This is a genomic window from Shimia sp. MMG029 (assembly GCF_027947445.1).
Classification (GTDB): domain Bacteria; phylum Pseudomonadota; class Alphaproteobacteria; order Rhodobacterales; family Rhodobacteraceae; genus Shimia.
Genome location: NZ_JAQJIM010000001.1, coordinates 712957 through 739074 on the forward strand (window position 1 = coordinate 712957; position 26118 = coordinate 739074).

At 53.6% G+C, this 26118-nt stretch carries 24 protein-coding genes and 2 tRNA genes; 18 read left to right on the forward strand and 8 right to left on the reverse strand.

The annotated features are described in order from the left end of the window. Position 1: 1 nt before the first annotated feature. Entirely contained in the window at positions 2-2968 is a 2967-nt protein-coding gene (locus PJL69_RS03440) for an ATP-binding protein (protein WP_271308404.1), read from the reverse strand. Beyond that, positions 2961-4004 (reverse strand): DNA cytosine methyltransferase, encoded by a 1044-nt coding sequence (locus tag PJL69_RS03445; protein ID WP_271308405.1) that lies wholly within the window; start codon positions 4002-4004, stop codon positions 2961-2963. Before PJL69_RS03445 ends, PJL69_RS03440 begins: the two co-directional genes overlap by 8 nt. 439 nt (positions 4005-4443) lie before the next feature. Between PJL69_RS03445 and PJL69_RS03450 the strand changes: the two genes are divergently transcribed. Then, positions 4444-4995, forward strand: a complete 552-nt coding sequence (locus tag PJL69_RS03450; RefSeq protein WP_271308406.1) for a recombinase family protein — start codon at positions 4444-4446, stop codon at positions 4993-4995. Positions 4996-5022: 27 nt separating this feature from the next. Here the strand turns inward: PJL69_RS03450 and PJL69_RS03455 are convergent, their stop codons facing one another. The 3 genes from PJL69_RS03455 to PJL69_RS03465 all read right to left on the reverse strand — a co-directional run bounded on the left by PJL69_RS03455 (position 5023) and on the right by PJL69_RS03465 (position 7191). Continuing rightward, on the reverse strand, positions 5023-5277 hold the full coding sequence (locus PJL69_RS03455) for a hypothetical protein (protein ID WP_271308407.1): 255 nt from the start codon (positions 5275-5277) through the stop codon (positions 5023-5025). Beyond that, positions 5277-5984 carry a ParA family protein gene (locus PJL69_RS03460; protein ID WP_271308408.1) on the reverse strand — a complete coding sequence of 236 codons (708 nt, stop codon included), beginning with the start codon at positions 5982-5984 and terminating at the stop codon, positions 5277-5279. Before PJL69_RS03460 ends, PJL69_RS03455 begins: the two co-directional genes overlap by 1 nt. Before the next feature lie 1132 nt (positions 5985-7116). Next, positions 7117-7191: transfer RNA gene (locus PJL69_RS03465), tRNA-Asn, on the reverse strand. Between the two features lie 265 nt (positions 7192-7456). On the opposite strand from PJL69_RS03465, the gene PJL69_RS03470 reads away from it, so the two are divergent. The 10 genes from PJL69_RS03470 (at position 7457) to PJL69_RS03515 (ending at position 18122) form a co-directional block, all read left to right on the forward strand. Next, positions 7457-8011: an RNA polymerase sigma factor gene (locus tag PJL69_RS03470; RefSeq protein ID WP_271308409.1), complete on the forward strand. Its 555-nt coding sequence runs from the start codon at positions 7457-7459 to the stop codon at positions 8009-8011. A gap of 63 nt (positions 8012-8074) precedes the next feature. Further along, positions 8075-8671 carry a hypothetical protein gene (locus tag PJL69_RS03475; RefSeq protein ID WP_271308410.1) on the forward strand — a complete coding sequence of 199 codons (597 nt, stop codon included), beginning with the start codon at positions 8075-8077 and terminating at the stop codon, positions 8669-8671. Positions 8672-8704: 33 nt separating this feature from the next. Beyond that, positions 8705-9844, forward strand: a complete 1140-nt coding sequence (locus PJL69_RS03480; RefSeq protein WP_271308411.1) for a S8 family serine peptidase — start codon at positions 8705-8707, stop codon at positions 9842-9844. Between the two features lie 476 nt (positions 9845-10320). Beyond that, on the forward strand, positions 10321-11673 hold the full coding sequence (locus PJL69_RS03485) for an ABC transporter substrate-binding protein (protein WP_271308412.1): 1353 nt from the start codon (positions 10321-10323) through the stop codon (positions 11671-11673). A gap of 61 nt (positions 11674-11734) precedes the next feature. Then, positions 11735-13036: a carbohydrate ABC transporter permease gene (locus PJL69_RS03490; protein ID WP_271308413.1), complete on the forward strand. Its 1302-nt coding sequence runs from the start codon at positions 11735-11737 to the stop codon at positions 13034-13036. Positions 13037-13040: 4 nt separating this feature from the next. Next, entirely contained in the window at positions 13041-13868 is an 828-nt protein-coding gene (locus PJL69_RS03495) for a carbohydrate ABC transporter permease (RefSeq protein WP_209095698.1), read from the forward strand. Continuing rightward, a complete protein-coding gene (locus PJL69_RS03500; protein WP_271308414.1) occupies positions 13868-14917 on the forward strand; it encodes an ABC transporter ATP-binding protein in 1050 nt (349 codons plus the stop codon). Before PJL69_RS03495 ends, PJL69_RS03500 begins: the two co-directional genes overlap by 1 nt. Continuing rightward, complete coding sequence (locus PJL69_RS03505) at positions 14917-16338, forward strand: glycerophosphodiester phosphodiesterase (RefSeq protein WP_271308415.1); 1422 nt, start codon at positions 14917-14919, stop codon at positions 16336-16338. The genes PJL69_RS03500 and PJL69_RS03505 overlap by 1 nt, the downstream gene beginning before the upstream one ends. After that, positions 16331-17350, forward strand: a complete 1020-nt coding sequence (locus PJL69_RS03510) for a LacI family DNA-binding transcriptional regulator (protein WP_271308416.1) — start codon at positions 16331-16333, stop codon at positions 17348-17350. Before PJL69_RS03505 ends, PJL69_RS03510 begins: the two co-directional genes overlap by 8 nt. Next, positions 17343-18122 (forward strand): inositol monophosphatase family protein, encoded by a 780-nt coding sequence (locus PJL69_RS03515; RefSeq protein WP_271308417.1) that lies wholly within the window; start codon positions 17343-17345, stop codon positions 18120-18122. Before PJL69_RS03510 ends, PJL69_RS03515 begins: the two co-directional genes overlap by 8 nt. Before the next feature lie 104 nt (positions 18123-18226). Here the strand turns inward: PJL69_RS03515 and PJL69_RS03520 are convergent, their stop codons facing one another. The 3 genes from PJL69_RS03520 to PJL69_RS03530 form a co-directional block, all read right to left on the reverse strand. Then, entirely contained in the window at positions 18227-18616 is a 390-nt protein-coding gene (locus tag PJL69_RS03520) for a response regulator (RefSeq protein WP_271308418.1), read from the reverse strand. Next, a complete protein-coding gene (locus PJL69_RS03525) occupies positions 18613-20184 on the reverse strand; it encodes a sensor histidine kinase (protein ID WP_271308419.1) in 1572 nt (523 codons plus the stop codon). The genes PJL69_RS03520 and PJL69_RS03525 overlap by 4 nt, the downstream gene beginning before the upstream one ends. A gap of 316 nt (positions 20185-20500) precedes the next feature. Beyond that, positions 20501-20590, reverse strand: a tRNA-Ser gene (locus PJL69_RS03530). A gap of 107 nt (positions 20591-20697) precedes the next feature. Between PJL69_RS03530 and PJL69_RS03535 the strand changes: the two genes are divergently transcribed. The 7 genes from PJL69_RS03535 to proB all read left to right on the forward strand — a co-directional run bounded on the left by PJL69_RS03535 (position 20698) and on the right by proB (position 26115). Beyond that, on the forward strand, positions 20698-21570 hold the full coding sequence (locus PJL69_RS03535; RefSeq protein WP_271308420.1) for a DUF2059 domain-containing protein: 873 nt from the start codon (positions 20698-20700) through the stop codon (positions 21568-21570). 221 nt (positions 21571-21791) lie between these two features. Continuing rightward, entirely contained in the window at positions 21792-22397 is a 606-nt protein-coding gene (locus tag PJL69_RS03540) for a 50S ribosomal protein L21 (RefSeq protein WP_209095709.1), read from the forward strand. A gap of 23 nt (positions 22398-22420) precedes the next feature. After that, positions 22421-22690: a 50S ribosomal protein L27 gene (gene rpmA / locus PJL69_RS03545; RefSeq protein ID WP_108890078.1), complete on the forward strand. Its 270-nt coding sequence runs from the start codon at positions 22421-22423 to the stop codon at positions 22688-22690. Positions 22691-22771: 81 nt separating this feature from the next. Then, positions 22772-23365, forward strand: coding sequence for a LysE family translocator (locus PJL69_RS03550; RefSeq protein WP_271308421.1), 594 nt, complete (start codon positions 22772-22774; stop codon positions 23363-23365). Positions 23366-23379: 14 nt separating this feature from the next. Next, a complete protein-coding gene (locus tag PJL69_RS03555; RefSeq protein WP_271308422.1) occupies positions 23380-23919 on the forward strand; it encodes a GNAT family N-acetyltransferase in 540 nt (179 codons plus the stop codon). A 55-nt stretch (positions 23920-23974) separates the two neighbouring features. Beyond that, positions 23975-25021, forward strand: coding sequence for a GTPase ObgE (gene obgE / locus PJL69_RS03560; protein WP_209095712.1), 1047 nt, complete (start codon positions 23975-23977; stop codon positions 25019-25021). Further along, positions 25009-26115 carry a glutamate 5-kinase gene (gene proB / locus PJL69_RS03565; RefSeq protein ID WP_271308423.1) on the forward strand — a complete coding sequence of 369 codons (1107 nt, stop codon included), beginning with the start codon at positions 25009-25011 and terminating at the stop codon, positions 26113-26115. Before obgE ends, proB begins: the two co-directional genes overlap by 13 nt. Positions 26116-26118: the final 3 nt, after the last annotated feature.

Here is a 26118-nt window from a genome sequence, read left to right on the forward strand (position 1 = left end):
TTTATGCCTCCAGTGGGCCAATTAGAAAATGTGCGCCAACTCGGTTTTCTTTGATCAAATTTATGTCCAGTTGATCCTTGTTTAGCGATGTTTTCGCGATGTAGAGGCCCATACCTTGGCCGCCAAATTTTTTAGAATACCCAAATTCAAATATGAGATCTCGGTCCAGTGCAGAAACTCCCGGACCGTCATCGCTGAGAATGAAATTCTCTCCAACTGCATCGATCCGAATGTTGCGAGTACCGTCCTTTTTCGAAAGCCAATGAACTGCATTGTCGACGAGATTCACAAAGACGGGCAAAACAACCGATGCATAGCTCTCAAGGAACTGTTCAGCGGCGCTATCAGAGATTTCGAATGAAACTTCGTGGCGTTCAAAGCGTTCCCCAAACAAGTCATCAATAAACTCATAGATCTGAGTTCCGGTGATTTTTGTTTTCCTGCGCCGTAGGCGTCGGTCCAAAGGAGTAAACAAGCTAAGATAGTTATCGAGGTGGTCAAAGCCATCTCGGATGTCGTTATATATACCCCTTAGCGCCTCGTTCTTATCTGCCCAACGCTTCATTGATTGCAGGGAACGGCGAACCCCCCTTACGTTACCTTCAAATTCGTGCTGGACGATGCTTACGGCCATACCCAACTGTGCTAGGTCAAGAGTGTGAGTGTAGTCCTCTTTCAGAACTTCTAACTCTGTTTCTAGAGCAGCAACTGTCTCATCTGAAAAAGCTAGTAAGTCGGTTTCGGCCTCACGAACTCTATTCAATTGGGTACTGATACTCGCAAGATGCTTCTCGAAGTCTTGGCGGGCGTCGATAAGACTTGTTTCCAGTTCAGACTGGAAGTTCTCAACATCTTGTTCAGTGGCTTTGTCAAAGCTGAAACCGGCAAGCGCACCGTACAAGTCATCCTTCGTCTCTTGAAGTGTCCTTTTGGCCAGTGCAAGTTGTGAACTCACATACTCAGAAGTGTCCTTCAGTGCAGCCTCGGTCTTTTTTCGCTTGGCTGTAAACGACTTCTCTGAGAATTCCTCTGCTGCAAGCAAAGAAGAACGCAAACGTTGTCTTGCATCAAGGTGTACTTTTGCCTCTTCGGCCAATTTTCCGATTGACCTAACCGCTCTCTCACGAGCGTTTTCAAATTGTGGAAAGACATCTGTGGCGTATGATCTTTGATATTGCTCCCACTGCTTGGCCAGAGATTTGGTCAATCCAATGCCGCTTGGGCGACCAACTTTGAATTTCTGGAGCGACTCTTGCAGATCTATGAAGAGCTTTTTTTCTATTGAAAGGATGTTTTCTGCCGCGCTTTCGAGATCGCTGTTCTCAACAAGCGTCGCGACGCTTGCTTCCGCGTTGTCGACAATGTTTGAGAATTGCGTTTCGTGTTGTAGCTTGTCGGTTCTGTCAAAGTAACTCTCGAGCAGAGCGGTGAATTTGTCGCGTTTTTTCCTGGAAGAATTTGCGCGATTTTGCGCGAGTTTATGCTCTTTTTGAAGTGCATCGCGCTCAGCAATAAATTCTTCTGAGTAGGCTCCATCCTCTCGGAAGTGCCGAGCTGCAAGCTCTTCAAAGAACCTCATTAGCTGTTCGCGGAATTGACGATATGCCTTATTGCTTTGAAAGCCTTCACGCCCGGCCTTGTCTTTGAGGTTAGCGTTTTGAGCCGCTGTGATGTCGATAGCGCCAAACATACGCCGATAGGAAAAGTAGTAGTAGGAAGCACTAAGCGTTCTTCGACGCTCGATTTCCAAGAAATCAACATCCGAATTCCCGAAAGGAAGAACTCGAATGCCATTTCGATAGATGTAGAGGCCGCCGATTTTGTCTAGTTTCGCGGTAAGCGGTTCCCACAAATCTGAGGGTAGCTTTGTATCGCGTTTGCTTCCTTGAACGTAGGCAAATGAGACGTTGAATGGACCACATTCTCTCTTTAACCCTCTGGTATAAAGGGGAATTTCTAGCGGCTTGTATTCGCCGCCATATATGGAAATTTCTCCTGAAAAGTTTCCAAACTGGTCGAACTTTCCCTTAACTTTGTGGTCCGCAATTTCAAATTCGTTCTTGGTGAAGAATTCTTGGCTTGCTATTCGATCAACGACTTGACCATCTTCTAGGTGATCTCTGAAGTTAGCGTTCAACGCAGCGGGTTCAGAATTGGTGAGTTCATTCGAAAACCCCAAAAGCATCTTTTCAAGTGAAGTTGCCTGACCCGTGCTGTTCGTGCGCTTGTCCCGTGTATCAATATCGTCGGTCAACTCCTCAGCAACAGGATGGACAACAAAATGTGTACCTGATCGTTGAGATCTTAGGTTCGGGCCGTAGTCTAGACTTTGAAGTCGTTCGATTGGAAGCGACCAATTTTTAAAATCATTTTCAATTTCAGCAGTGTAGGGCAGCGCTGTTAGGTTCCCTGCGAGGCTTTTGGTAGCTTCAACTAGTTCGTTTCTCATGTCATGAATGAGATCGTTTGTAACCAGATCGATGTCATCAACTGTTCGAAGTGGTAGATTGATTTCATTCAGATCCACTGCTGGAATTTCGAACAACCCCCAGTGTATTAAGCAAAGAGTGATTTGTTTATCCGATGAAATTTCACCTTCTGGGCGAGTAACGACTAGTACAATTTTCCCTATGGTCGCGATGGCAAGTCGCCCGATGCCCTTTTCACCCATCGTCGGGCGTTCAGGCCTTCCCTTTCTAACAGGTGGAAGTGAAGAAGTAGTCGCCTCCCGCAGTTTGCTTTCTGTACCAAGAGTTAGCCAACGGCTTTCAAAGTCTTCGCGTGACATGCCTACACCGTCGTCCCTAATCAATAAGACTTGAGGACGTCGGTAGAAATCTACAGAAATATTGTCTGCATAGGCATCATACGCATTTTTGAATAGTTCATGAAGTGCGTTTGGAATGCCTGCAATTTGTTGCTTACCAAGCATGTCCAGCGTTCTTGCTCGCGCCCGAAACTTAGCCATCTATCTGACCATCTTTTGCTGTAATTATTTGCTTTCCTAAGCACTCGGCAAATCTGACAGGTACAGCGTTTCCTACCTGCCTAGCCGTCTGAGAAATAGTACCAATGAACTCGAAATCCTGCGGAAAACTCTGAAGAGTCGCAGCTTCGCGCACTGAAAGCCCCCGATCTTGCTCTGGATGTGCAAAACGCCCATTCGAAATTGAAATGCATTTGGTGGTCAAAGTCTTTGCAGGCTCTGACCAAGACAGTCTACCGTAAGTGTCGGTGTACCCGGTTTTCTTTTTATGACAGTTGAGAATCAGTTCGTCCGGCCAATCACGCCTATCTCCGCCCTCTGGAGTGTGTTTCAATCGAAGCAGATTAATATCAGAAATTCGCGCAGTTTGATGGTTTGCAACACTGGCGTCGCAAGAGCCGGCTTCCAATGCTGGCAGATGTCCAATTGCTTGTTTAACCGTCATATAGTCGATCAAGCCGTCTTCATCGCCATGGGTCTTTTGAGGGAGCGAAATCGGCGAAACCTTGGAAGCTATCAATACTAACCTTCGTCGCGATTGCGGTACTCCGTAGTCCACCGCATCGAGCACATCATAGTCAAAATTGTAACGTAATTTTTTCAGTAGATCGATAAACCGAAAGAACGGGCCGTGTTGGACTTTTTGCATTCCAGGGACATTTTCTAGCACCAAGTATTCAGGTCTAAATTTTCGTACGAAACGGTGAAGCTCGTCTAACAATACCACACGTGTGTCTGCGCTGTCTTTATGCCGATTTTGGGTTGAGAATGGCTGGCAGGGGGCGCAAGCTGCAAAGAGCAAAGGTCTGGGAACTTCGCCAAGTTCCTTTTCCAGCTGCCTGCAAGTCAGCTTGGAGATGTCTGTCGAAAGAGCTTTTGCTTCAGGAAAATTGTGTTTGTAAGTCTTAAGCGCGCTCTCATCATAGTCTATACCGACGAGCACATTCATGCCAGCCTTGGCTAAGCCAGCGCTGGTGCCACCGCAACCACAAAAGAAGTCGATAACGGATGTCTGCAAGTGGTGCCTCTAGTATCTGTTTGGTCCTGTATCGATGCCTTAGGCACTCTATGGTGTGTCTATGATTATTTCAATCGACATAAACGCTTACGTTGAACCTCAGAGATTTCTGGGCGTTGCAACACTGCAACTCGGCTGAGTAGACTACTTCTCATGTATTGGATAGTTGAAAGTGGCTCTACCCTGGAATTTCAGGCCTCCAGACCCGGCAGGCGCAGCAAACGGCGGCAATGCGATATTTTTGCGCAGCCCAAATGAGCTATGGCGATGGGCAGCTTTCTGAAGCCCAGGATTGCAGCAGATACGAACAAGTTGGCAGACGGCGTCGGGCCGCTATCGCCTCTGCTTCCCGTGCAAAATTCAAGAATTCTGAACACTTGAATTTATCCCAATATAACAATTACTTGGCGCGTGCGAATGTTGCGTGCATAATTGTTCCATGAAATCTATCGGTTATGCCCGTGTATCGACGTCGGGCCAAACTTTAAACGCTCAGCTGGATCAGCTTGGCGCTTTTGGTTGTGAACTGGTTCTTCGAGAAAAAGAGAGTGGGGCACGAAGCGACCGTCCTGAGCTGCGTAAGGCTCTGGACGCACTGAGGTCGGGAGATGTCCTCGTGGTAACGCGCCTTGACAGATTGGCCCGTTCAACACGCGATCTCCTTGAAATTGTCGATATAGTTGAAGCCAAAGGCGCAAAGCTGAAGTCGCTTTCAGATAGTTGGGCAGACACCACTACGCCCACGGGAAAGCTAGTTCTCACGGTTCTAGGCGGGTTGGCGGAATTCGAGCGGTCTTTGATCACCGAACGAACAGCCGAGGGGCGGGTGCGTGCGATGGCCGCTGGTCGCAAGATGGGGCGGCCTTCCAAGCTGTCCAGGTATCAACGCTCCAAGGTTGTTAAATTGCGCCTTCAAGGCATGAGCAACGCTGAGATTGGGCGACTGATGGGCGTGTCGCGGTCCACGATATCGCGTGTCGCCGAGGAGTAGGTCCAAATCAACGCAACATGCATGCGATCATGCATTCATGTTTTGCGCTTTGAATGCTTCCCACATCTTCAAGAAGAGTTTTTTCTTCGCGCCATGGCTGAAGCCAAACTCTTTGCCCGCGCATTCTGAGAATTCCTCGAAGACAGCTTTGGGAATTCGTACTTGCAGGGGCTTCAATTCGATCGTCTCAGCGCGACCGTCGTTGCTGATCACATCAGTTTGGCCCTGTGCTTTCGGCGGATTACCTTTCAGGGTTTTTAGCTTCGCAATATTTGTTGTCATTAGGCGACCCTCTTTTCAGCAAGCTCCGTAAGGCGATCAACAATACTCTGCGCTAGGTCCGAAGCTTTGCGGTTTAACGTTACATAAGAAGTTTCGGTAATTGCCTTGCCGTTGTCGGATGCCGATCCGTAGGCAGTGGAAACCGGAATTTCTCCCTCAAGGACGGAATAACCGGCCTCTTCCAGATAGCGACGAGCGGCGTCACTTTCACGGGCACTGCCGGTCGTCTTGCACATTGCGAAAGCAATGCGGGGAATGGGAATGCCCTTGCGAACGAGACTATGCGCCAGCAAAACGCCGGGGTGTAAATCGTCAACTGTCTGCCCAGTGGGGATCACCACCACGTCAGCGGCTTTGGCCACTTCCAGCGTTTGTTCCGAAGCATTTGGCTTCCCGTCCATTATCAGAGCATCAAATCGAGGCGCATCCGATAAAGCGCTTTTCACGGTCGCAAAGCTCTGAACCTGGATTTCAGGTTCAATATTGCACTCGGCGCGACGCCCCGCCCAGTATGTGCATGTCTGTTGCTGGGTATCCAGATCGGCGATTTTGGTGCGCATGCCGCCCTTCTCGAACTCACGAGCGATCATGCGCGATAGTGTTGATTTCCCGACGCCACCTTTCTGGGAAACCAAACCAACGATATATGTCAATTTCTTTGACCTTTTCTTTAATGCTAACATGAATTCACGATACGCGCGAAACATGTAAGCATGCCTTGCGCTTGAGCGCCTGGCGTGAATGCATGCAAAGCGCAGTGCGCAAACCTTGTGAAATCAACGAACTATGGGTTTAGCGGGATCAGTAGGAAGCAATCCGGCCCTTCGTAGAGGGTACCTACGTAATGGCGGTCTCCCGCACGTCTGACGCGGAAGATTGAGAAATTCTCTCGTGATCTGAAGAAGCTGATCTCAACTGTACCGATTTGTTGAGCCAGTGTTGCTTTTGCGTCTCTCAGACTTTTGAAATGTTGGTATTTTGTGTTCATCTGGCTGACCTTTCCGTTTGTTCGAAATTTCCCGTGGAAGGAAAGACGATCGCCCCGCCAGGCACTCGGCTGGTGCGGGCACCTGGCTTGGGGACAGAGAGGCGTCCTTTCAGTTCGAACTGACCAATCGGAAAGGAATGCTTGGGAATGCTATAAACCGGCATTGATCCTTGGTTTGAGCAGCAACACATAAGCTCTACAAATGCTCACCTGGTTGAGCAGATACCTCGACGTTTTGTCGAAAAAACTGTATCGCCTGTCAGGCTTCGGTCGATCAGGCGACCTTCCAATCGAAGGGCCGCTCGTTTGAGTGGCCCTATCTTTTAAATGGAAACAACCCTGCCTTTCGGCAGGGCTGTCCCTTCAAGCTGCTACGGAATGTAGATCGCTTCAGTTCAATAGTTGGCTGGGGCCATTCGATGGCTTTCCACCCAATTCGCAAATGCAACGCGGTCGATATAAACCCGGTTAGAGATTTTCACGATCGCGAAGAGAAGCCCATTCGTCTCCGCATTGAAGATATACCAACGGAGCTTTTGCTCAGTCAGAAAAGGGGTTTCGCTCACAAGCTGTTTGACAGTCCGCAGGTCCTCATAGCTAGCTTTCATTGCATAGCACCTTGTTCTAAAAGAAGAAGAAAAGATAACTATCCCGACCGAGCTTATACGTTTTCGGGCTTCAGGCAAGGTGGTAGTGGCGACTTCGGTAACGCGCAGCGTGTGTTGAGAGTTATGGATATGGCTAGGGAGCTGTTGAGAATAAGTGCCCCCAAACTGCCCCTAAATCTAAAATCTGCCCCTGATCCAAAAATCAAAAAAGCCCTCAAGCCTTTGCGACTTAAGGGCTTTTTATGGCTCCGGCGGTAGGGATCGAACCTACGACCAATTGATTAACAGTCAACTGCTCTACCGCTGAGCTACGCCGGAACATCTACATCTGCCAAAGTGCTTCAGAAGATGTGGGGCGGTATAGCTATGGTTTTCGGGGACGTCCAGAGGCTGTTTGCAGAAAATGTAATTTTCTTCAGCCTTCGCATTTTGGCTGCATGATGCGCCCTCACGTAAGAGTGATCTGTGGCTGCATGTTTCAAAGCACTGAAAGGGCCGCCAGACCGTTGCGTACGGTTGACAGCACAGCCTTGGGTGGAAGAGGCTGCGGGCGTTTTTGCTGCAATGTCGCCACAGGGGCCTCATGACCACCGCCACAGACCCAGATCGAGATCAAGCACTGATGGCGCGTGTCACCAATGGTGATGTGAAGGCCATGCGCGCGCTTTATGAGAGCCATTCTGAGGCGGTCTGGCGGTTTGTGCGCAGCCGCTTGCGTGATGAGTTTGAGGCCAATGACATTGTTCACGAAACGATGCTGACCGTCTGGCGCACGGCCGAGCGATATCAGGGCCGGGCCTCGCTTCGGTCATGGATGCTCTCGATTGCCCGCAATAAGATTGTGGATCACCTGCGCAAACATGGACGTGTTGATCTGCGAGAGGCGGACACCACTGTCCCCGATGACACGCCGAATGCCGAAATTATCGTTGCTGCGGCACAGGATGCCGCGCGTTTGCGTGTCTGTATCGAAAAGCTCGGCCAACATCAGCGTGCGGCCATCCATTTGGCTTATTTTGAAGAGCTGACCTATGATGAAATTGCAACCGTCGAGCAGGTGCCTGCCGGAACGGTAAAGTCGCGCATATTTCACGCCAAACAGCTGTTGATGCGGTGCCTCACAAGAGGGGCGAAATGATTTTGAACCTTTGGGAGCGGTCCGCCGACCTATGGCAAGGTTGGCAAAAGCACGAGGTGGCCGATGAGTGACAATTGGGAACACGCCTACAATGACGAGGAACTGGACACCTATGTCCGAGGGCAAGCCAGTGACACACTGACACAAGCGATAGAACGCGATATGGCGGTGACGCCGGCCTTGCGCGCCGAGATTGCGCTGTTGCGCGGCATAAGACCCGCTTTGGAGAAGGAGGCGCCGGTTTCGCCACCGGGAGAGCTAGGCTGGCGACGCTTGGAAGCGGCTTTGTCGGATGCGCCGCAAGAGCGTCTGCTTCAAAATCGTGCCACACCAAATCATTGGCGCGTTGCTGCCATAGCCCTAGGAATCGCGGTGATCGCTCAAGGTGCGCTGCTGCTCATGCCCAAAGTCGTACAGCAGGAGGCCCGTTTTCACACCGCATCGCAGGCAGACGAAGGCTTTGAATTGGCCGTAGCTTTTGAACCAGATGCGCAAATCGCAACCGTGGCGACGCTTCTGGCAAATGCCGGTGCGCAGATTGTTGATGGTCCAAGCGCTGCAGGGCTTTATCGAATAAGGTTTGAAACAGCAGAAGCATGGGAAGCAGGCAAAACTTTGCTCGACGCGGCGCCGGCTGTGTCCTTTGTGGCGCAACCCTAATGTGCGGCGAACCGCTGTGATGAGGTGACAAATATGTCAAAAGCGTTTGGTTTTCTTCTTGGGATGTTTCTACTGGCGGCCTGTGCTGCCCAGCAGCCAGCCAAAGTTGCACGCGCCGATGTGCGGGACCAGAGCGAGCTCATCGTGTTGGTGGCGGGGGCGCCTGACACTTTGATCGAACGGGCCGAAACCTTAGGGTATGTCACGCGATCAGTACGCCAGCTTGAGGCATTGGGGGATGTCCTTGTGTCACTGACGATTCCGGAGGGGCTCACCATCCCGGATGCCATTGAGCAGATAGAAACGGCTGTTCCGGGTGTTACCGCAGGGGCGCATCATCTTTATCGTCTGCAGGCGAGCCCGTTTGCGCCGGGTGGCACAACCTATGCAAATGCGCTGATTGGGTGGCCTGAAGCAGGCTGTCAGGCGGTTCAGCGTGTTGGGATGATTGATGCGGCTCTGCCTGCGCAGCACCCATTGCTTGGCAACGGTCTGGTCAGGCAGAAAGCGTTCGCCACGGTCGGGCAGGGCGTTGTGCAAGATCATGGGGCGCAAATGGCGGAGCTTTTGGTCGGGGACGCCCGGCTCACCGATACGGCTCTTTTCAGCGCGGGCGTTGTGGAGAGTTCTGTTTCAGGCGAGGCCACCGCCGGTGTGACGGCGATTCTGCAAGCGGTGAACTGGCTGGCGACACAAGATGTTGGCGTGGTGAACATCAGCCTCGCTGGGCCGCGCAACAAGCTGCTCAATCGAGGCATGGGGCGGGCCGCTGACGATGGAATGGTCTTTGTGGCCGCTGCAGGCAATCAAGGTGCATCAGCGCCACCGCAATACCCCGCAGCTTTTCCCTTTGTGCTGGCTGTGACAGCGCTTGATCAAGACTTGAAGGTCTATAGCAAGGCGGTGCGTGGCGATCATATTGATGTGGCCGCACCGGGAGTTGATATTGTCCTGCACGACGACACAGGTCCGCGCATTCTTTCCGGCACGTCTGCCGCAACACCCTTTGTGACCGCTGCTGTGGCCGCCAACAAAGACTGGCTCGCCTATAGTGCTGATCAAGTGCGTGGAGAGCTTTCATCGATGACGCGAGACATTGGCGCATCGGGCAAAGATCGCGTTTTTGGAGAAGGTCTGATACAGACGCCAAACTCTTGCCAGTCTCCGCAATAACTGCCTGTCACTTCGCTGCAGGTAACGTGAAATCGCGGCAAAACAGAGTTTTTAGAATGCGATTGTGTTTGCCAATTTTGAAGCAGGGCAAACCGAGCAGCCGGCGCGAATGAGGGCAGGGTTCTTTTTCTTTTAAGTGTGCCTCTTTGGGTCTTTGAAGCCCCTTCATAGTGTGGCAAGTGCTGCCTTGGGCGTGTTGCGATAGGACTTGCACGGCCCCGTTTTCTCAGATTTTGTGAATTTTTGTTGACACAAGTGCACACGTGTTCATTTATGACGCTGGGAGGAGTTGTGTCACATGATTTGTGAGTCTGTGAATATATTGGCAATTACAGTTATTTTTTCGCCTTAAGTTTCCTGATGAATTTTTTCTGGAAAAATACAGACCTTCACACAGGTGACACAAACCCAACTTAGAGAGCTTTTTGCACACGTGTGCGAAAGTTTGATGCGGGATGAAATCAGGGGAGTACCTAATGACCGTTTCCAAATTTAAAGGCGCCTTTGCTGCGCTTATGTTGAGCGCTGCCGCGGTTCCGGCATTGGCTGAAGATGTGAATATCGTTGTTTGGGCTGGCGGCTCTAATGACGCGGATGCTTACCGGATCACAGCGATTGAACTCGCGGCAGATATGCTTGAGCGCGAAGCGGCGATTGAGGGGCGTGAGCTCAACATCACCGTAGAAGGCAAACGTGATTTTGGCGGCTGGGAAGAGTTCAAACAAGGTGTGACCCTGGCGGCAGAAGCCGGCACCGCGCCAAACATCGTCGTCACAAGCCACCTCGACATCGCACCATGGAGCCAGGCGGGCTACATCGTGCCAACCGAAGACTATCTGGATTTCGACGCCTGGCCGCTGAACGACATCTATCCGAACCTTCTCGAAATCGCGGCCTATAACGGCATCCAGTGGGGCATTCCTCAGGACGCAGAGAGCCGTCCGTTCTTCTTCTGGAAAGACACGATGCGTGGCATCGGCTATTCCGATGCAGATATCGCAGCGCTGCCAGCCAAAATCGAAGCCGGTGAATATACCCTGCAAAACGTGCTGGAAGACGCAAAAAAAGCGGTTGAAATGGGCCTCGTAGAAGAGGGCTATGGGTTTTATCCACGTCCATCCAATGGTCCAGACTACGCGCAGTTCTACCAATCCTTTGGTGGCGTGCTTCAGGATCCGGAAACCGGCAAGCTTGTGCTCGACAAAGCCGCCATGGAAGCCTTCTACCAGTTCTTTGCAGATGCTGTTGATGCGGGTATCACACGTAAGAACCACCTCGGCACAGATTGGGGCCAGTGGTACAGCGAAGTGGCCAACGGCAAAGCCGCGACCTGGCACGGCGGCACTTGGCACTATGCGCGTTACACCGGCAAAGAAGGCAACGAAGACTTCTTTGGCACCATTGAATTTGGTCTGATCCCAGCTGGCAACGACAACGGCCGCGCCAACACCATCACGCACCCTCTGGTGTATCTGGTGACCGATCAGCAGAACGACGATCACGAAGATATCGCCGCACAGCTGGTGAAAATCGCCTCTGAGCCGCGCATGAACTCGCTGCACGCGATCCAGTCTGCACACCTTGGCATTTCCAAACAGCAGTCCAACATCGAGATCTATTCCAACGATCGTTGGGCCTCTGAGGCAACCGAGCGTCTGCTTGGTACAGCAAATGCTCAGCCAAACAATCTGGACTACGGCGCCTTCTCTGAAGCGATGTTCAAAGGTCTGGAAGCCGCTTGGACAGGTGTCAAATCCCCAGCAGATGCTGTTGCAGAGCTGGAAAGCGAACTGACTGCGAAACTCGGCGACAACCTGATCGTCAAATAAATCAAACCTTGATCGGGGCGGCTTTTGCGGCCCCGATCCCTGACTATTTTCGGAGCCGACCATGCCACGCTTCAATGCGCTTGGGTTTGGATTTCTTGCGCCTGCACTGATTGTTGTTGCGCTGTTTTTCCTTGCCCCGGTCATCCTCACGGTGTTCTTCGCCTTTACCAATATGTCCACCTCAACGGGCATCACCGGCGGGGACTACCTGCTGTCTCAATCTGACCTGCGCGGCGTGAAAGCCAGTGGCGTGTCTGACGAAACCTATGACGCGCTCGAAAATGCGGGCTATCTGGTGGATGACGCCGGCCTCGCACGCCTCGCAGAAGCCCGTGATCAGGCAACGGCCGATGAACTTGCCGCGTTGCACAGCGGCGCCAAGTTTGATGCGCGCCGGGATATGGAGCGCGCGCTGAAGGATCTGCGTGACAATCGCATCAGGTCCACGCGTGATCGAAAAGCCCTCGCAGAGCTTTTCAAGACGAGTGTGATGGATGAGCGGTTTGGCAGCGAGGCGGCCTTCCGCACCGCTCTGGACGGTGTTGGCATTCCTCAGGCAGATCAGGACATACTGGTCAAAGAAGCCTACACAGGCTGGGTCTGGACCACAGAGAACATGAAACTTTTGTTCTCGCTCGACAGCTCTTACCGTTACGCGATGAACACGGTGATCTACGTTACGTTGACCCTCGGCTTCAACGTGGGCTTTGGTCTGTTTCTTGCGATTTCAACCTTTTACCTCTCCCCGGGGATGGCGGCGACGTTCCGTACGATCTGGTTTCTGCCGCGTATTTTGCCGCCCGTCCTCTATGTGCTGATGTGGAAGTGGTTCACTTGGGACACAGGGTTTTTGGCAACCATCACGGGCTACCTTGGCATAGCACCGCGCAACTGGATGCTAGACACTGCCACCAACGCCTGGGTCGTTGTGATCCTGATCAACGGGTTTGTGGGCGCGTCCCTTGGCATGATCCTGTTTTCCTCCGCGATTAAGGCAATCCCGTCCTCGATGCTTTACGCATCAGAGGTGGATGGCGCCAACCGCTGGCAACAGGTGCGCTATATCATCCTGCCGCAACTGCGCTGGCCGATCCTGTTCACAACTTCATACCAGACGCTGTCTTTGCTGACGTCGTTTGAGTACATCTTGCTCTCCACCGATGGCGGGCCGGGACGTGCAACAGAGGTTTGGGCACTGGCGGCTTACCATACGGCGCTGAACAACTATGGCGGCAACCTGCAATATGGGTTTGGTGCAGCCTATGCTTTGATCCTTGTGGTCATCGGCATTGCAGCCAGCCTGCTGTACCTGCGCTTCTTCAACTTCAAAGAGCTTGTCACCAAGCCGCGGATCGAGGGGTAAGGCCATGAACGCGAATTTCAAATCATGGCCAGTGATTGCCATTCTGTCGCTGGTGTCCTTGCCACTGTTGATCATGTTTGTGTTCCAGATCGTGGACACATTCACCAACCCTTATCCGGGATCGATCTGGCCACAGATGTTCACGATCGAACATTGGCGCTTCCTTTGGGAAGAGCCGGCCACTGGTCGCTCTTCTATCTGGGCGGTGACATGGAACACATTTGTGTTTGCCTCCACAACGGCGGTGGCTGTCACCTCTATTTCTCTGACAGCGGCCTATGCCCTGTCTCGCTTGAACTTCCCAGCGCGGCGTTTCTTTCTGGCAGGCCTGATCGTTCTGCATGCATTTCCGACGATCACGCTGATCATCGCGATTTTTCTGATCCTGCAGTTTCTTGGGCTCTATAACTCCTTGATGGGGGTGATCCTTGTGAAGGCTGCTCTGGAGTTGCCATTTGGCATTTGGATCATGAAAGGCTTCTATGACACAGTGCCGTGGGAGATCGAGATGGCAGGTGTGCAGGATGGTGCAAGCCGTTTCACGGTCTGGTGGAAATTGGTGCTGCCGCAGGTGCAGCCCGGACTTGCCGCATTGCTGATCTTTTCTTTCCTGTCTGGCTGGTCTGAGTTTGTTTTGCCGCTGGTGCTTGCACCTGGCAATGACGCGCAGGTCCTGTCGACTTATCTGTCAGCGCTCATCCTTGATGATGCGAAACCTGACTTCAATCTCTTCAAATCGGTGGGCCTGTTCTACGCCATACCGGTTATCGTCATCTATCTGGTTTTCCAGAAAAAACTCATGAATATCTACGGCGGGGGCTCGAAAGGCTGATGCAACTTAGGCTCGAAAACTTCACCAAAAAATTCGACAATCTGACCGTCATCGACCAGTTGAACCTGACTGTTGAAAGCGGAGAGATGATGGCGCTGCTGGGCCCATCTGGCTGCGGCAAGTCGACCACATTGTTCACCATTTGCGGCATCCACCGGATGAACGGTGGCACCCTGCATTTTGGCGATCGCGATGTGTCCAACCTGCCATCGCAACAGCGCAATGTGGGTGTGGTGTTTCAGAACTATGCGCTCTATCCGCATATGAACATCCGCGACAACATTGCCTTCCCCCTGCGGGTGCAAAAGCTCGACAATGCGACCATTTCCAAGAAAGTGGCGGAAATTGCAGAACTGGTGCATATCCCTGAATTGCTGGATCGTCGGCCTGCGCAGTTGTCTGGTGGCCAACAACAACGGGTGGCTTTGGCACGTGCGCTGGTGCGCAAGCCTGACGTGCTGTTGCTGGATGAGCCGCTGGCCAACCTTGACGCCAAACTGCGTCTTGAGATGCGTTCTGAAATCCGGCGCATTCAGCTGGAAACCGGCATTACCGCCATTCTTGTGACCCACGATCAGGTCGAAGCCATGTCAATGTGTGATCGCATCGCGCTGATGAAAGATGGCAAGATCGTTCAGCTCAGCGAGCCGGATCAAATGTACAATGACCCGGTCGACACCTTTGTGGCTGGCTTCCTTGGCAACCCGCCGATTTCCTTCCTGGATGCGCAGGTCAATGCAGATGTGTTTCAGGTTGGCCAAAGCCAAATTACCATCGCTAATAGTCTGCGCGCCAAAGTGAATGGCGCGGTCAAACTGGGCATCCGCCCAGAGTATTTTGGCCCACAGTTCGGCACGGGGATCACGGGTAAGATCAGCTTTGTGGAAACACAGGGGCGCGAAGACCTCTATAATGTCACCTTGCCCGATGGATCGGTTCTGCGCTCCATTCAAGCGGCGGGTCCACGTCTTAAACTTGGCGACAGCGTAAACTGGGGCATTTCCCATGACCATGCATTGGCATTCACTCCAGACGGGGCACGCATCTGATGTCTGATTGGCTTTCCCCCAAACGTCCCATGTCGATTGCCCATCGCGGTGCCAGCGCCTATGCGAAGGAAAACACATTGGGTGCATTTTCACTGGCTGCCAAACTGGGTGCGGACATGTGGGAGGTCGATCTGCATCAAACAGCAGACGGGCAGGTGATCGCCTTTCATGATTTCGCGCTTGTCGATGGGCGTGCGTTGGCGCAGCTGTCTTATGCCCAGATCCGAGACGCAGTGAGTGAGGGCGAGGCGCCCTTGCTTTCCGACATCATCGCATTGGCCAAGGAGGCCAATTGCGGGATCTACGCAGATATTAAGGCGCCGGAGGCTTCGGTGGAAACATCGCGCATGCTTCAGGCGGCAGGCATCACCCGCGCTATTCTTGGCGCGTTTGATCCTTCGGCCGTGCGCGCCTTGAGAGAGGCGCAGACCCCTTATCCGCTGGCCGCGCTGATCCCAATTGACGTGGATCCATTTGAGGCGTCAAAAGACGCTGACATCATCCACCTATGTTGGGAAAAGCTTGCCCGCCCGCAGGATCTTCTGACGGATGAGTTCTTTCAGAAATGCGACACATTGGGCAAAAAGGTGGTGCTCTGGCACGAGGAAGACCCAAGGCGTATGGCGGATTTGCGCGGCAAACCCGTGCTAGGCATTTGCTCTGATCGGCCTGAGCTGGTGAACCCGGTGCGCTTTCGGAATAACACGCAGGTCATCTGCCACCGTGGTGCCAATAAAATCGCACCTGAAAACACTCTCAGTGCGGCGCATGCATGTTTTGCCGCTGGCTTCAGTCACGTTGAAATCGACGTGCATGTTACCGCAGATCACGAACTGGTCGTGCTGCATGACGCAACGCTGGAGCGCACGACAAACGGGCAGGGGCCGGTTTGCAACCACACGCTAGCAGAGCTGCGCGCCCTGAGTGCGGGCGCTTGGTTTTCGCCGTTCTATCGCGCTGAAAAGATCCCAACACTTGACGAGGTTCTTAAGCTGGCTTCCCTCTATGAGGGCAAACTCTATATCGAACTCAAATCTGCTCCGGCTGATCTGGTGTGGGCGCGCGTCGAAGCCTTTGGCCTGCAAGACCGCGTGTTCTTCTGGTCTTTCAATGCAGAGCTGCTGAAAGACATGCGCGCCTTAAGTGATCAGGCCCATCTGATGATGCGCAGGCAGGATTTTGACACACTTGAAGACACAATCTCGAACCTTGCCCCATCATTGATCGAATATACGATCCACGATGACTGGACAGACTTTTCGAAACTACGGTCACGTGGTATTCCATTTATGGTTGCTTACAATGGAGATGATCCCTCCATAATTGAAAAAATTGTCGACGCGTCTTCTGACATGGTTAATCTGGACCAACCATTTCTATTCGCTGATATTTGTCGACGCAAAGGATTGACCATTGAGTGATGAGCCCAAAAAATCGGTGACCTCCTTTGATGTTGCACGCCAGGCAGGGGTGTCGCGCTCCATGGTGTCGCGGGCGTTCACAGATGGTGCCAAGATTTCTGAGGCGTCACGCAAGAAGGTCCTCAAGGCAGCTGATGAACTTGGCTATCGTGTGAACTTTCTGGCCCGCGGTTTGCAAACACGCCAATCCAATCTGGTGGGCATTGTTGCCTCCTCGTTGGACACGCCGTTTCGCTCTCAGCAGGTTAAGATTGCGGCACGCGAGTTTATTCGTCACGGCTATCGCCCCATCCTTTTGACGATCGAGGAAAACGATGACGTCGAACAATGGGTGAGCGTGATGCTCAACTATAATGTGGCAGGGGTGCTGATCACCTCGGCCACGCCTTCCTCTCAGATCATTCAGGAATGTCGGCGGCTGCAGATGCCTCTGGTACTGATCAACCGCGGGGCCATGCAGGACATCACGGACACGGTTCAGATTGATGTCGCACAGGCCGGCTCATTGGCATTTTCGATGCTCACCCGGACGCGACGTGGGCGGCTTGCGGTTGTGCGCCCGAAAACCGAGTCCTATTCGGTCACAGGCCGCGTGCAGGCGTTTGTCTCCAAGTGCGCGCAAGAAGGGGTCGAGTTGCAGGAGTTTGTTGCCGACGGTCAAAGTTATGCGGCAGGCCATGACGCTGCCGGGATGCTCGGCCTTTCGACCAAGGACATTGATGGGGTGTTCTGCGCGACAGACCTTTTGGCGATGGGCGTGATGGACAGGCTGCGCACGGATTGGGGCACGCGTTTTCCTGATGACCTCGAACTGATCGGATGTGACGACATCGAACAGGCCGGGTGGGGCGCCTATCAGTTGTCAACCATGCGCCAGGACACCGAAGAACAAGTGCTGGCCGCAGTCGCACAAATGCGTCAACGCATCGAAAAGCCAGATGCCGAAATTCAGACCTATATTCAAAATCTTACGCCGATTTTTCGGCAAACAACACTGAGCAGTTATGACTAAATCCTACAAATCCCGGCTCGATTTTGCCAAAGAGATTGCCCGCGACGCTGGGGCATTGGCTTTGTCGCTTTTTGAGCAGCGAGAAACAGGCTTTGTTGCAAGCAAAGGTTTGCAAGACTTTGTAACGCTGGCCGATCGCAAAGTCGAAACCCTGATACGCAGCCAGATCGCAGCCCATTTCCCGGATGATGCTGTCTTGGGAGAAGAGGACGGGCTCTCTGGGAACAGCGAGCGCGTTTGGGTTGTTGATCCGATTGACGGGACCGCCAATTACATGCGGGGTCTCCCGGACTGGGCGATCTCCATCGCCTGCTGCGAAGGAAATGACATTGCATTTGGGGTGATTTTTGTACCGGCACGCAACGAGCTGTGTTGGGCCGAAAAGGGCCATGGGTGTTTTTGCAACGATGAGCAAGTCACTGTTTCAGATTGTCAACGCGCGGATGAGGCCTTGCTGCTGCTGGGCCGCTCTGGGCGGTGCTCGCTGCAGAGCTATCTTGATCTGGTCACGCGCACAATTGATGCCGGTATGGAGTATCGGCGCAACGGTTCAGCGGCTGTGAGCTTGATGGACGTTGCACAAGGTCGCGCAGAAGGCTTCTTCGAGGCCCATCTGAACGCGTGGGATGCAATGGCTGGCATCTTGCTCGTTCAGGAGGCGGGCGGCGTTGTGCGCGCAGATCCGGTGACCCAAACTCTGAGCCATGGAACCGAAGTCATCGCCACCGCCAGAAACACGCACGCAGATATCGTTGCCACAATCGACGCCTGACTGTTGACGCCCTTAGACGTGATAGGCGCCCAGCAGAGTTTTCAGGTACACGAAAATACGCAGGCGTTTTGTTAAGCGCCTTCAGTTGTTGAGGCGGGAAATTCTTAGCAAAGGCATTCCGCCATAACGTCCACCAGAGTGTCCAGCCTGACAGGCTTTGCGACAAAGCCGACAATCCCCGCGTCCTCGCAGAGTTTCTTCTGCGTGTTTGAAACACTTGCAGTCACTGCAATCACTTTAGGTGCGTCACGGCCCAACAGTTTCATGATCTCCTGCGTGGCTGCGATGCCGTCGATTTCCGGCATATTGATGTCCATCAGGATAAGATCAAACACACCGGTTTTTGCCTTCTCGATGCTTTCAGCACCATCATGCGCCACCTCACACTGTAGACCACAGTGCTTCAGCATACGTTGCATGATCTTCAGGTTGGTTGGCTCGTCATCGGCAACCAAAATCCGTGGATTTAGTGCGGCCAGTTCTGTCTTTGTCATTCTGCAGGCACTTTTTTCTCTGTTGTGCTGGTTGAGGGAGTGATGATTTCGGTTGGCATTTCAAACGTAAAGGTTGAGCCAAACCCAACGGAACTCTCCAGTGTGATGTCACCCTTGGCTTCCATCGCGATGCCGCGCGCAATCGAAAGCCCCAGTCCAGTGCCGCCCGCCTTGCGGTTTGATGCGCTGTCCCCCTGCGTGAAGCGGTCAAAAATCCGCGTTTGCATATCCGGCTCGATGCCCGGTCCCGTGTCGGTCACCGCCACACGGAAAACACCTTCGTTTGGATTTTCCGAGGGGACAATGCTTGCCTTCACTTTGACAGAGCCCTGTTCTGTAAATTTCACAGCATTGCCCACGAGGTTGACAACAATCTGGCGCATGCGTTTTTCATCTCCAAGAATGATCGTCTCATCCTCAGGCAGAGAAAGCTCGAACGACAGGTCTTTCTTCTTGGCCAGAACAGTGGCGAAGCTGGTTGCGTTCTTCATGAATTGCGTCACATCCATTGGCTCAGGTTTGATGCGCAGTGCACCCGCTTCAATTTCGCCAAAGGTCAGGATTTCTTCAATCAGCGCCATCTGATTGTCAGCGCACGAGTTCAAGATCTCGATCAACTCTTTGTCTTCGTCTGGCAGATCTATCATTTCCAGAAGTTGGGCCGCGCCAATCACGCCATTCATCGGGGTGCGCAATTCGTGGCTGATCGTAGCAAGAAATTGCGTTTTTGCCATATCAGAGGCACGCGCCGCTCTTGCTTCCTGGCGAAGCTCTTTTGTCATGCGCACAATCTCTTTGATGAGAGGCAGAGCAACAAAGACCCAGGCAAACACCGCAGCAAAAATCGCAATAATCAAAACAAGAGCAGACAGGTAAACCGGCGCGCGTCCTGCCAGCATGGATTTTTCGCGAAGAACCGCGGAAACATGGGCGATCTGGTCGGCAGGCAGATTGTCATACGCGGCCCAAAACTTTGTGAAGCTCGCGTGATCTGTTTTCTCGTCAACAATGATCTCAGCCGTAGCCAAAAGGATCGCTGCGACGGCACTTTCCAGCGACAGGTCGTCCGCCACTTCAGTCTGCCACTCGTTTTCTTCTTCCCAAAGGTCAACCAGATCTTCTGGCATATCATGGCCATACAAACCAAGCTGCTGGCTCAAGGCGATCGGATTGATGCCCGCTTCGATCGTGCGATCGGTCAACTCTTGCCGCGTTTCCGCAGTGCTTTCTTCCATGACTTCGTCGCCATCAGGATCAGCTGCGCGCAATGCAGAAAATAGGCCGAGTGTTTTGGCATAGTCGCGCTCGGTGTCTTCCAAAACGTCTTTTCGGCCAGATTCAACCTGTGCCAAATCGCCCTTTATCTGTGCAACCCCTTCAAGCAGCTGACCAAACGCCAAGACATAGTGAGACCCAACGGCGGCAGACTTGTGGAAGAACACAGAAGCGGCACTGGCAACTGCCAAGGGGATCATCAAAACAGCCATGGCTGCGAAAAGACGATTTCGCAGATGCTGCTGGCTCAGCGAGCCAATCTTGGTTTCTGGTTTAACCTGACTACTGTCCATAGAGACCTCGCTCTGGCAATTGCTTCGACGGATTGTTTCCGACGGCTGGACCGATATTCCACATGGATTTCTAAATTCCTAAGTACCTGAAAGAAATTAGACAATTCTTCAACCACTTTGATTGCAGATGTGTTTATAGCCAAGCCGTTTCTGGTCGCATAAACCTTTAAGCTAAGCTAGGCTGGATAGTTGCTATGTGTGTTTTAAATAACGCAATCTATGGTGGTATAGATTTCACCTATAGATGAATCTAAAATAGATTATTTTGAGCGATTGGTCACATGTCTGGAGAATAAGCACAATGCTTGAGGAATAATGGCGGAGAGACAGGGATTCGAACCCTGGGTCCCCGTGAAGGGACAACGGTTTTCGAGACCGCCCCGTTCGACCACTCCGGCACCTCTCCGTCCGCATAGACCGTGGTCTTGGTGAGGGCGTCGTTTAATCGGCTTTGTGATGTGGTGCAAGTGGGATTTGCATTGTTTTGCTATCGAAATCGACTAGCTTAAGCGGATGAACAGTTTCACCGCCCCTCTGGCCCCGTCATCCGTCTCTCTGTCCCGTCTGGCGCATATCTTTGTTGCTGGTGCGTTTGCATGGCTGAGCGTTTTTGGCGCCCCTGCACAGGCCGCCAATCGGGAGCGGGTGGAAGCTTTCTTACAGGTCACAGGCTTTGATGTTGCCATTGAATCCATTGCATTGTCAGCCTCTTCCGCCCCGATCCTGCTTGGGCTGGAAGAAGAGGATTTTGGCCTGCAATGGACCGCCCTGACCAGAGAGGTGTTTGACACCGAATTCATGCACGACCGTGCCCTGGACATTTTAGAGGCGACGCTGGATGACGACAGTCTCGCCCATGCGGCAGCGTTTTATGCAAGCGATTTGGGGCAGCGGCTCGTGGCTGTCGAAAACGCCGCCCACATGGGGGATGATGAAGAGAAAGAGTTGGTGGGTGGCGCGCTGCTTGCAGATTTGGAAGCCAATGATGATCCCCGTGTTGATCTGTTTAAGCGTATGACGGTGGCCATTGACCCAGAAGACGTGGGCTCTGACGCGATTTTGGAAATTCAGGTGCGCTTCATTTTGGCAGCCTCTTACGCGGGCGTCGTTGATCTGCGTACCGATGAAGAGGGGTTGCGCGCCGCGTTGCGGGAAAATGCGGCGGAAATGGACGCGGAGATAGAGCTCTCTTCCCTGCGCAATGCCGCCTATACGTATCAGGACTTTTCGTTGGAAGAGCTGATTGAATATACGGAAGCACTGGAAGACCCGACCATGATGACCGTATATGAGCTGATGAATGCGGTGCATTTTGAAGTTATGGCGAACCGCTTCCAGGCACTGGCTGTGCGGATGGGCGATTTGCAACCCGCACAAGAGCTTTGAGGGCTATATCGGCCTTTAATATAAAGCTTGACGAACACTGAAATCCAAAGCATAAGCGCGCCACCGGCGTGGAGTGTGTACTTTGCGCCGCGTTTTTGTTGTAACACAGTCCCGACAAGGGACGCGCTGTTCGAGGCGGCATCGTCGTAAGACATTGCCACAAACGCCAAACCCGAAAGGGGGCGGGGCCACAGGACGCGATCAGATCGAAGGAATAGGACATGTTCGCAGTCCTGAAGACCGGCGGCAAACAGTATAAAGTACAGGCAGGTGATATCCTGCGTGTCGAAAAACTGGCTGCAGACGCTGGCGAAAAAATCCAATTCAACGACGTGCTGATGGTTGGCGGTGACTCCACCGTTGTTGGCGCACCTTTCGTTGAAGGCGCAGCCGTGCAGGCAGACGTGATCGACCAGATCAAAGGCGAAAAGCTGATCAAATTCGTGAAGCGTCGTCGTAAGCACAGCTCCAAGCGTACCGTGGGCCACCGTCAGAAACTGACTCTGGTTCGCATCACAGACATTCTTGCGTCCGGCGCAGACAAGTCTGGCGTAAAAGCAGCCGTGGGCGCAGGCTCCGTTGCAGCACCTTCCGAGGCCAAACCAGCCAAGAAAGCGGCGAAGGCAGAAGCAAAGGCAGAGGCACCAGCCGCTGCAGCAGCTGATGACCTGACTGCAATCAACGGTGTGGGCCCGGCAGCAGCGAAAAAGCTGGCAGATGCAGGCATCACCTCTTTTGCACAGCTCGCAGCGGTTGACGTAGACAGCTTTGACGCTGTTAAAGTAAAGCCTGAGTGGGTTGCACAAGCAGCCGAACTGGCGAAGTAAGCGAAGTATAGGAGACTAACGATATGGCACATAAAAAAGCTGGTGGTAGTTCCCGTAACGGTCGCGACTCCGCGGGTCGTCGTCTTGGCGTGAAAAAATACGGTGGCGAAAACGTGATCCCAGGCAACATCATCCTGCGTCAGCGCGGCACCAAGATGTGGCCAGGCGAAGGCGTTGGCATGGGCAAAGATCACACCATCTTTGCAACTGTTGACGGCAACGTGAAGTTCCACAAAGGCCTCAAGGGCCGCACCTTTATTTCGGTCCTGCCAGTGGCGGAGGCCGCAGAGTAAGCCGACCTTAAGGGTAATGAGACATTTAAGGGACCGGCGAAACAGCCGGTCCCTTTTTCTTTTTAAAGGTGCATTCAGACGATGAGCGTCGCAGTGATCAGTTTTGGCGTTTTTGCCGCAAGTCAGGTGGGCACACCTGGGCCTGCGAATATGGCGCTGTTGGCCACCGGTGCGCGCTTTGGTTTTCGGGCCGCTCTGCCATTTGTGGCTGGTGTGGCTTTGGGCAAACAATTGATCATTTGGCCGTTTGGGTTTGGCCTGATGGAGCTTGCCGAAACCGTACCGGGTTTGTTTGACGCTCTGAAATGGGTGAGCGCGGCCTATATCTGCTGGCTTGCGTGGAAAGTGGCCAATCTCAGGCTGGATCCAAACCGCGATGCGGTATCCCAGCCTCCCGGATTTGCGACGGGTCTTTTGGTGCATCCGCTCAACCCTAAAGCCTGGGCGATGATCGTCGCCGGCTTCACAAATTTTGTAACACCTTCGACACCGGCGTTGCAGGCCACGGCCACCATCGCCATCTGTCTTTTGGCGGCGCAGGCCGTCTTTCATCCGATCTGGACCTATGCAGGAGACCAGATCGCCCAGACCGTCGCCGGAAAACCCGCCGAACGTTATTTAATGCGCACTTTGGCCGCGCTGACTGTGGCCTCTGTGCTTTACGTAGTTCTTTGAGGAGGAGAACAGGCATGAAATTGGATACCATCGTGAACCAGCCTGTGATCGAAACAGACCGCTTTGTGTTGCGCCCGCTGCGCCGCTCTGATCAGGGCCTGATCGAGATGCACACCGCAGATCGTGAACTGGCGCGGATGACCACCAGCATCCCGCACCCGATCCCGCCCGGCGCGACCGAGGCGTTTATTGCGCGCGCGCAATCGGAAGACCGCGTTGAGGATGTCTGGGCCATTGACAGCAGTGCCGATGGGCAGCCCGAAGTCATGGGGCTGATTGGCCTTACCCGTGTGGATGAAGGGCAAGTGGAAATCAGCTACTGGATTGGCAAAGCTTTCTGGAACACGGGTCTGGCCTCACGTGCTGTTCGCGCGCTGATCGATGCCAATCCGCTTCAAAGCCGCACAATCTTCGCCAGCGTGTTTCAGGACAACCCGGCCTCTGCGCGGGTGCTGACGAATTGTGGCTTCCAATATCTGGGGGATGCCGAGAGCTTCTCTGTGGCACGTGACGCAAATGTCCCCACCTGGACCTACAGTCTGAAACTGGATTGAGCCTTGCCGCAAGGCAAGGTATGAGCGCTGCACGCGCCGCATAAGGACAAAAGCTATGAAATTCCTCGACCTTGCCAAAGTCTACATCCGCTCAGGCGGCGGTGGGGGCGGCTGTGTATCCTTCCGTCGTGAAAAATACATCGAATACGGCGGCCCGGATGGTGGCGACGGCGGCAACGGCGGCTATGTCTGGGCAGAGGCTGTTGAAGGGCTGAACACGCTCATCGACTTCCGCTACCAGCAGCACTTCTTTGCCAAATCCGGCCAGCCCGGCATGGGCAACCAGCGCACCGGCAAGACTGGGGATGACATCGTTTTGCGCGTCCCTGTGGGCACTGAGATTCTGGATGAAGATCAGGAAACTGTCATTGCCGACCTGACCGAAGTTGGACAGCGCGTCCTGCTCGCCAAAGGCGGCAACGGCGGTTTTGGCAACCTGCACTTCAAATCGGCCACCAACCAGGCCCCACGCCGTGCCAATCCCGGCCAGCCGGGTGTGGAGCGTACCATCTGGCTGCGCCTGAAACTCATTGCGGATGTGGGTCTTCTGGGTCTGCCCAATGCGGGCAAATCCACTTTCCTTGCCGCCACCTCCAATGCGCGGCCCAAGATCGCGGACTACCCGTTCACAACGCTTCACCCCAACTTGGGCGTTGTCGGTGTGGATGGTGTTGAATTTGTCGTTGCTGACATTCCCGGCCTGATCGAAGGCGCGAGCGAGGGCAGGGGCCTTGGCGATCTGTTCCTCGGCCACGTTGAACGCTGCGCGGTGCTATTGCACTTGGTGGATGGCACCTCTGGTACGCTGCTTGAGGACTACAAAACCATCGTGCAGGAAATCACCAATTACGCCGATATTCTGGCTGACAAGCCGCGCGTGACGGTGCTCAACAAAATTGACTCGCTGGATGCGGAAGAGCGCGCATTCCTCAAAGAGGAACTCGAAGCGGTTGCGGGCGGTCCTGTGATGCTCATGTCTGGCGCAAGCCACGAAGGCACCACCGAAGTGCTGCGCGCCCTGCGCGCCGAGATTGATGATGACCGCGTACGGCAGAAAATCGACGAAACAGCGGATGAGGAAGAGGCACCGTGGCAACCCTGACTGACGCAAAACGGGTTGTTGTGAAAATCGGGTCGGCACTGCTTGTTGACCGGACCTCTGGGTTATTGAAGGCCGAATGGCTGAAAGCCCTCGCCGAAGATGTCGCAATGCTGAAGGCACGTGGCACCGATGTGGTGCTGGTGTCTTCTGGCTCTATCGCTTTGGGACGTGGCGCACTTGGGCTGCCCGCCACTGACCTTACGCTGGATCAATCCCAAGCTGCAGCCGCTGTTGGCCAAATCCGTCTGGCCCGCGCCTATGAAGAAGCTCTCGCGCCCCATGGCATCACCACCGCACAGGTCTTGGTCACGTTGGAGGACAGCGCCAACCGCCGCCGCTACCTCAATTCGCGCGCAACTTTGGATCAACTGCTCAGCCTTGGCGTTGTGCCCATCGTCAATGAAAACGACACCGTGGCCACCGATGAAATCCGCTATGGCGACAATGATCGGCTGGCCGCACAAATCTCACTCACCACAGGCGCAGATCATCTGATCCTTCTGTCTGATGTGGATGGCTTCTATTCCGCCAACCCGATGACCGATCCCAGTGCCAAACGCTTTGATGTGGTCGACACCATCACGCCCGACATCGAAGACATGGCAGGGGAAGGCGTTTCTGGCCTGTCCAAAGGCGGCATGATCACCAAACTGATGGCGGCCAAAACCGCCACCGCAGGCGGCTGTGCCATGGCGATCACCGAAGGTTCTGCCATGCGCCCTGTTCAGGCGTTGGAAAACGGGGCGAATGCCACCTGGTTCACCGCTCAAGGCACGCCACAGCTCGCGCGCAAACGTTGGATCAACTCGATGAAACCCCAGGGTGCGCTGGTTGTGGATGCAGGTGCTGCGCGCGCGCTGGCTGCGGGTAAGAGCCTGCTGCCTGCAGGTGTGACCGCCGTAAACGGAGAGTTCAACCGCGGCGACCCGATTGAAATCACCGATGCGAACGGGCACCGTTTGGGGCAGGGGCTGACCGCCTATGCCGCCAAAGATGCCGCCAAGATCAAAGGCCACCACAGCCGCGACATTGAACCGATTTTAGGCTATCCTGGACGCGCCGCACTGATTCACCGAGATGACATGGCGCTCTAGACG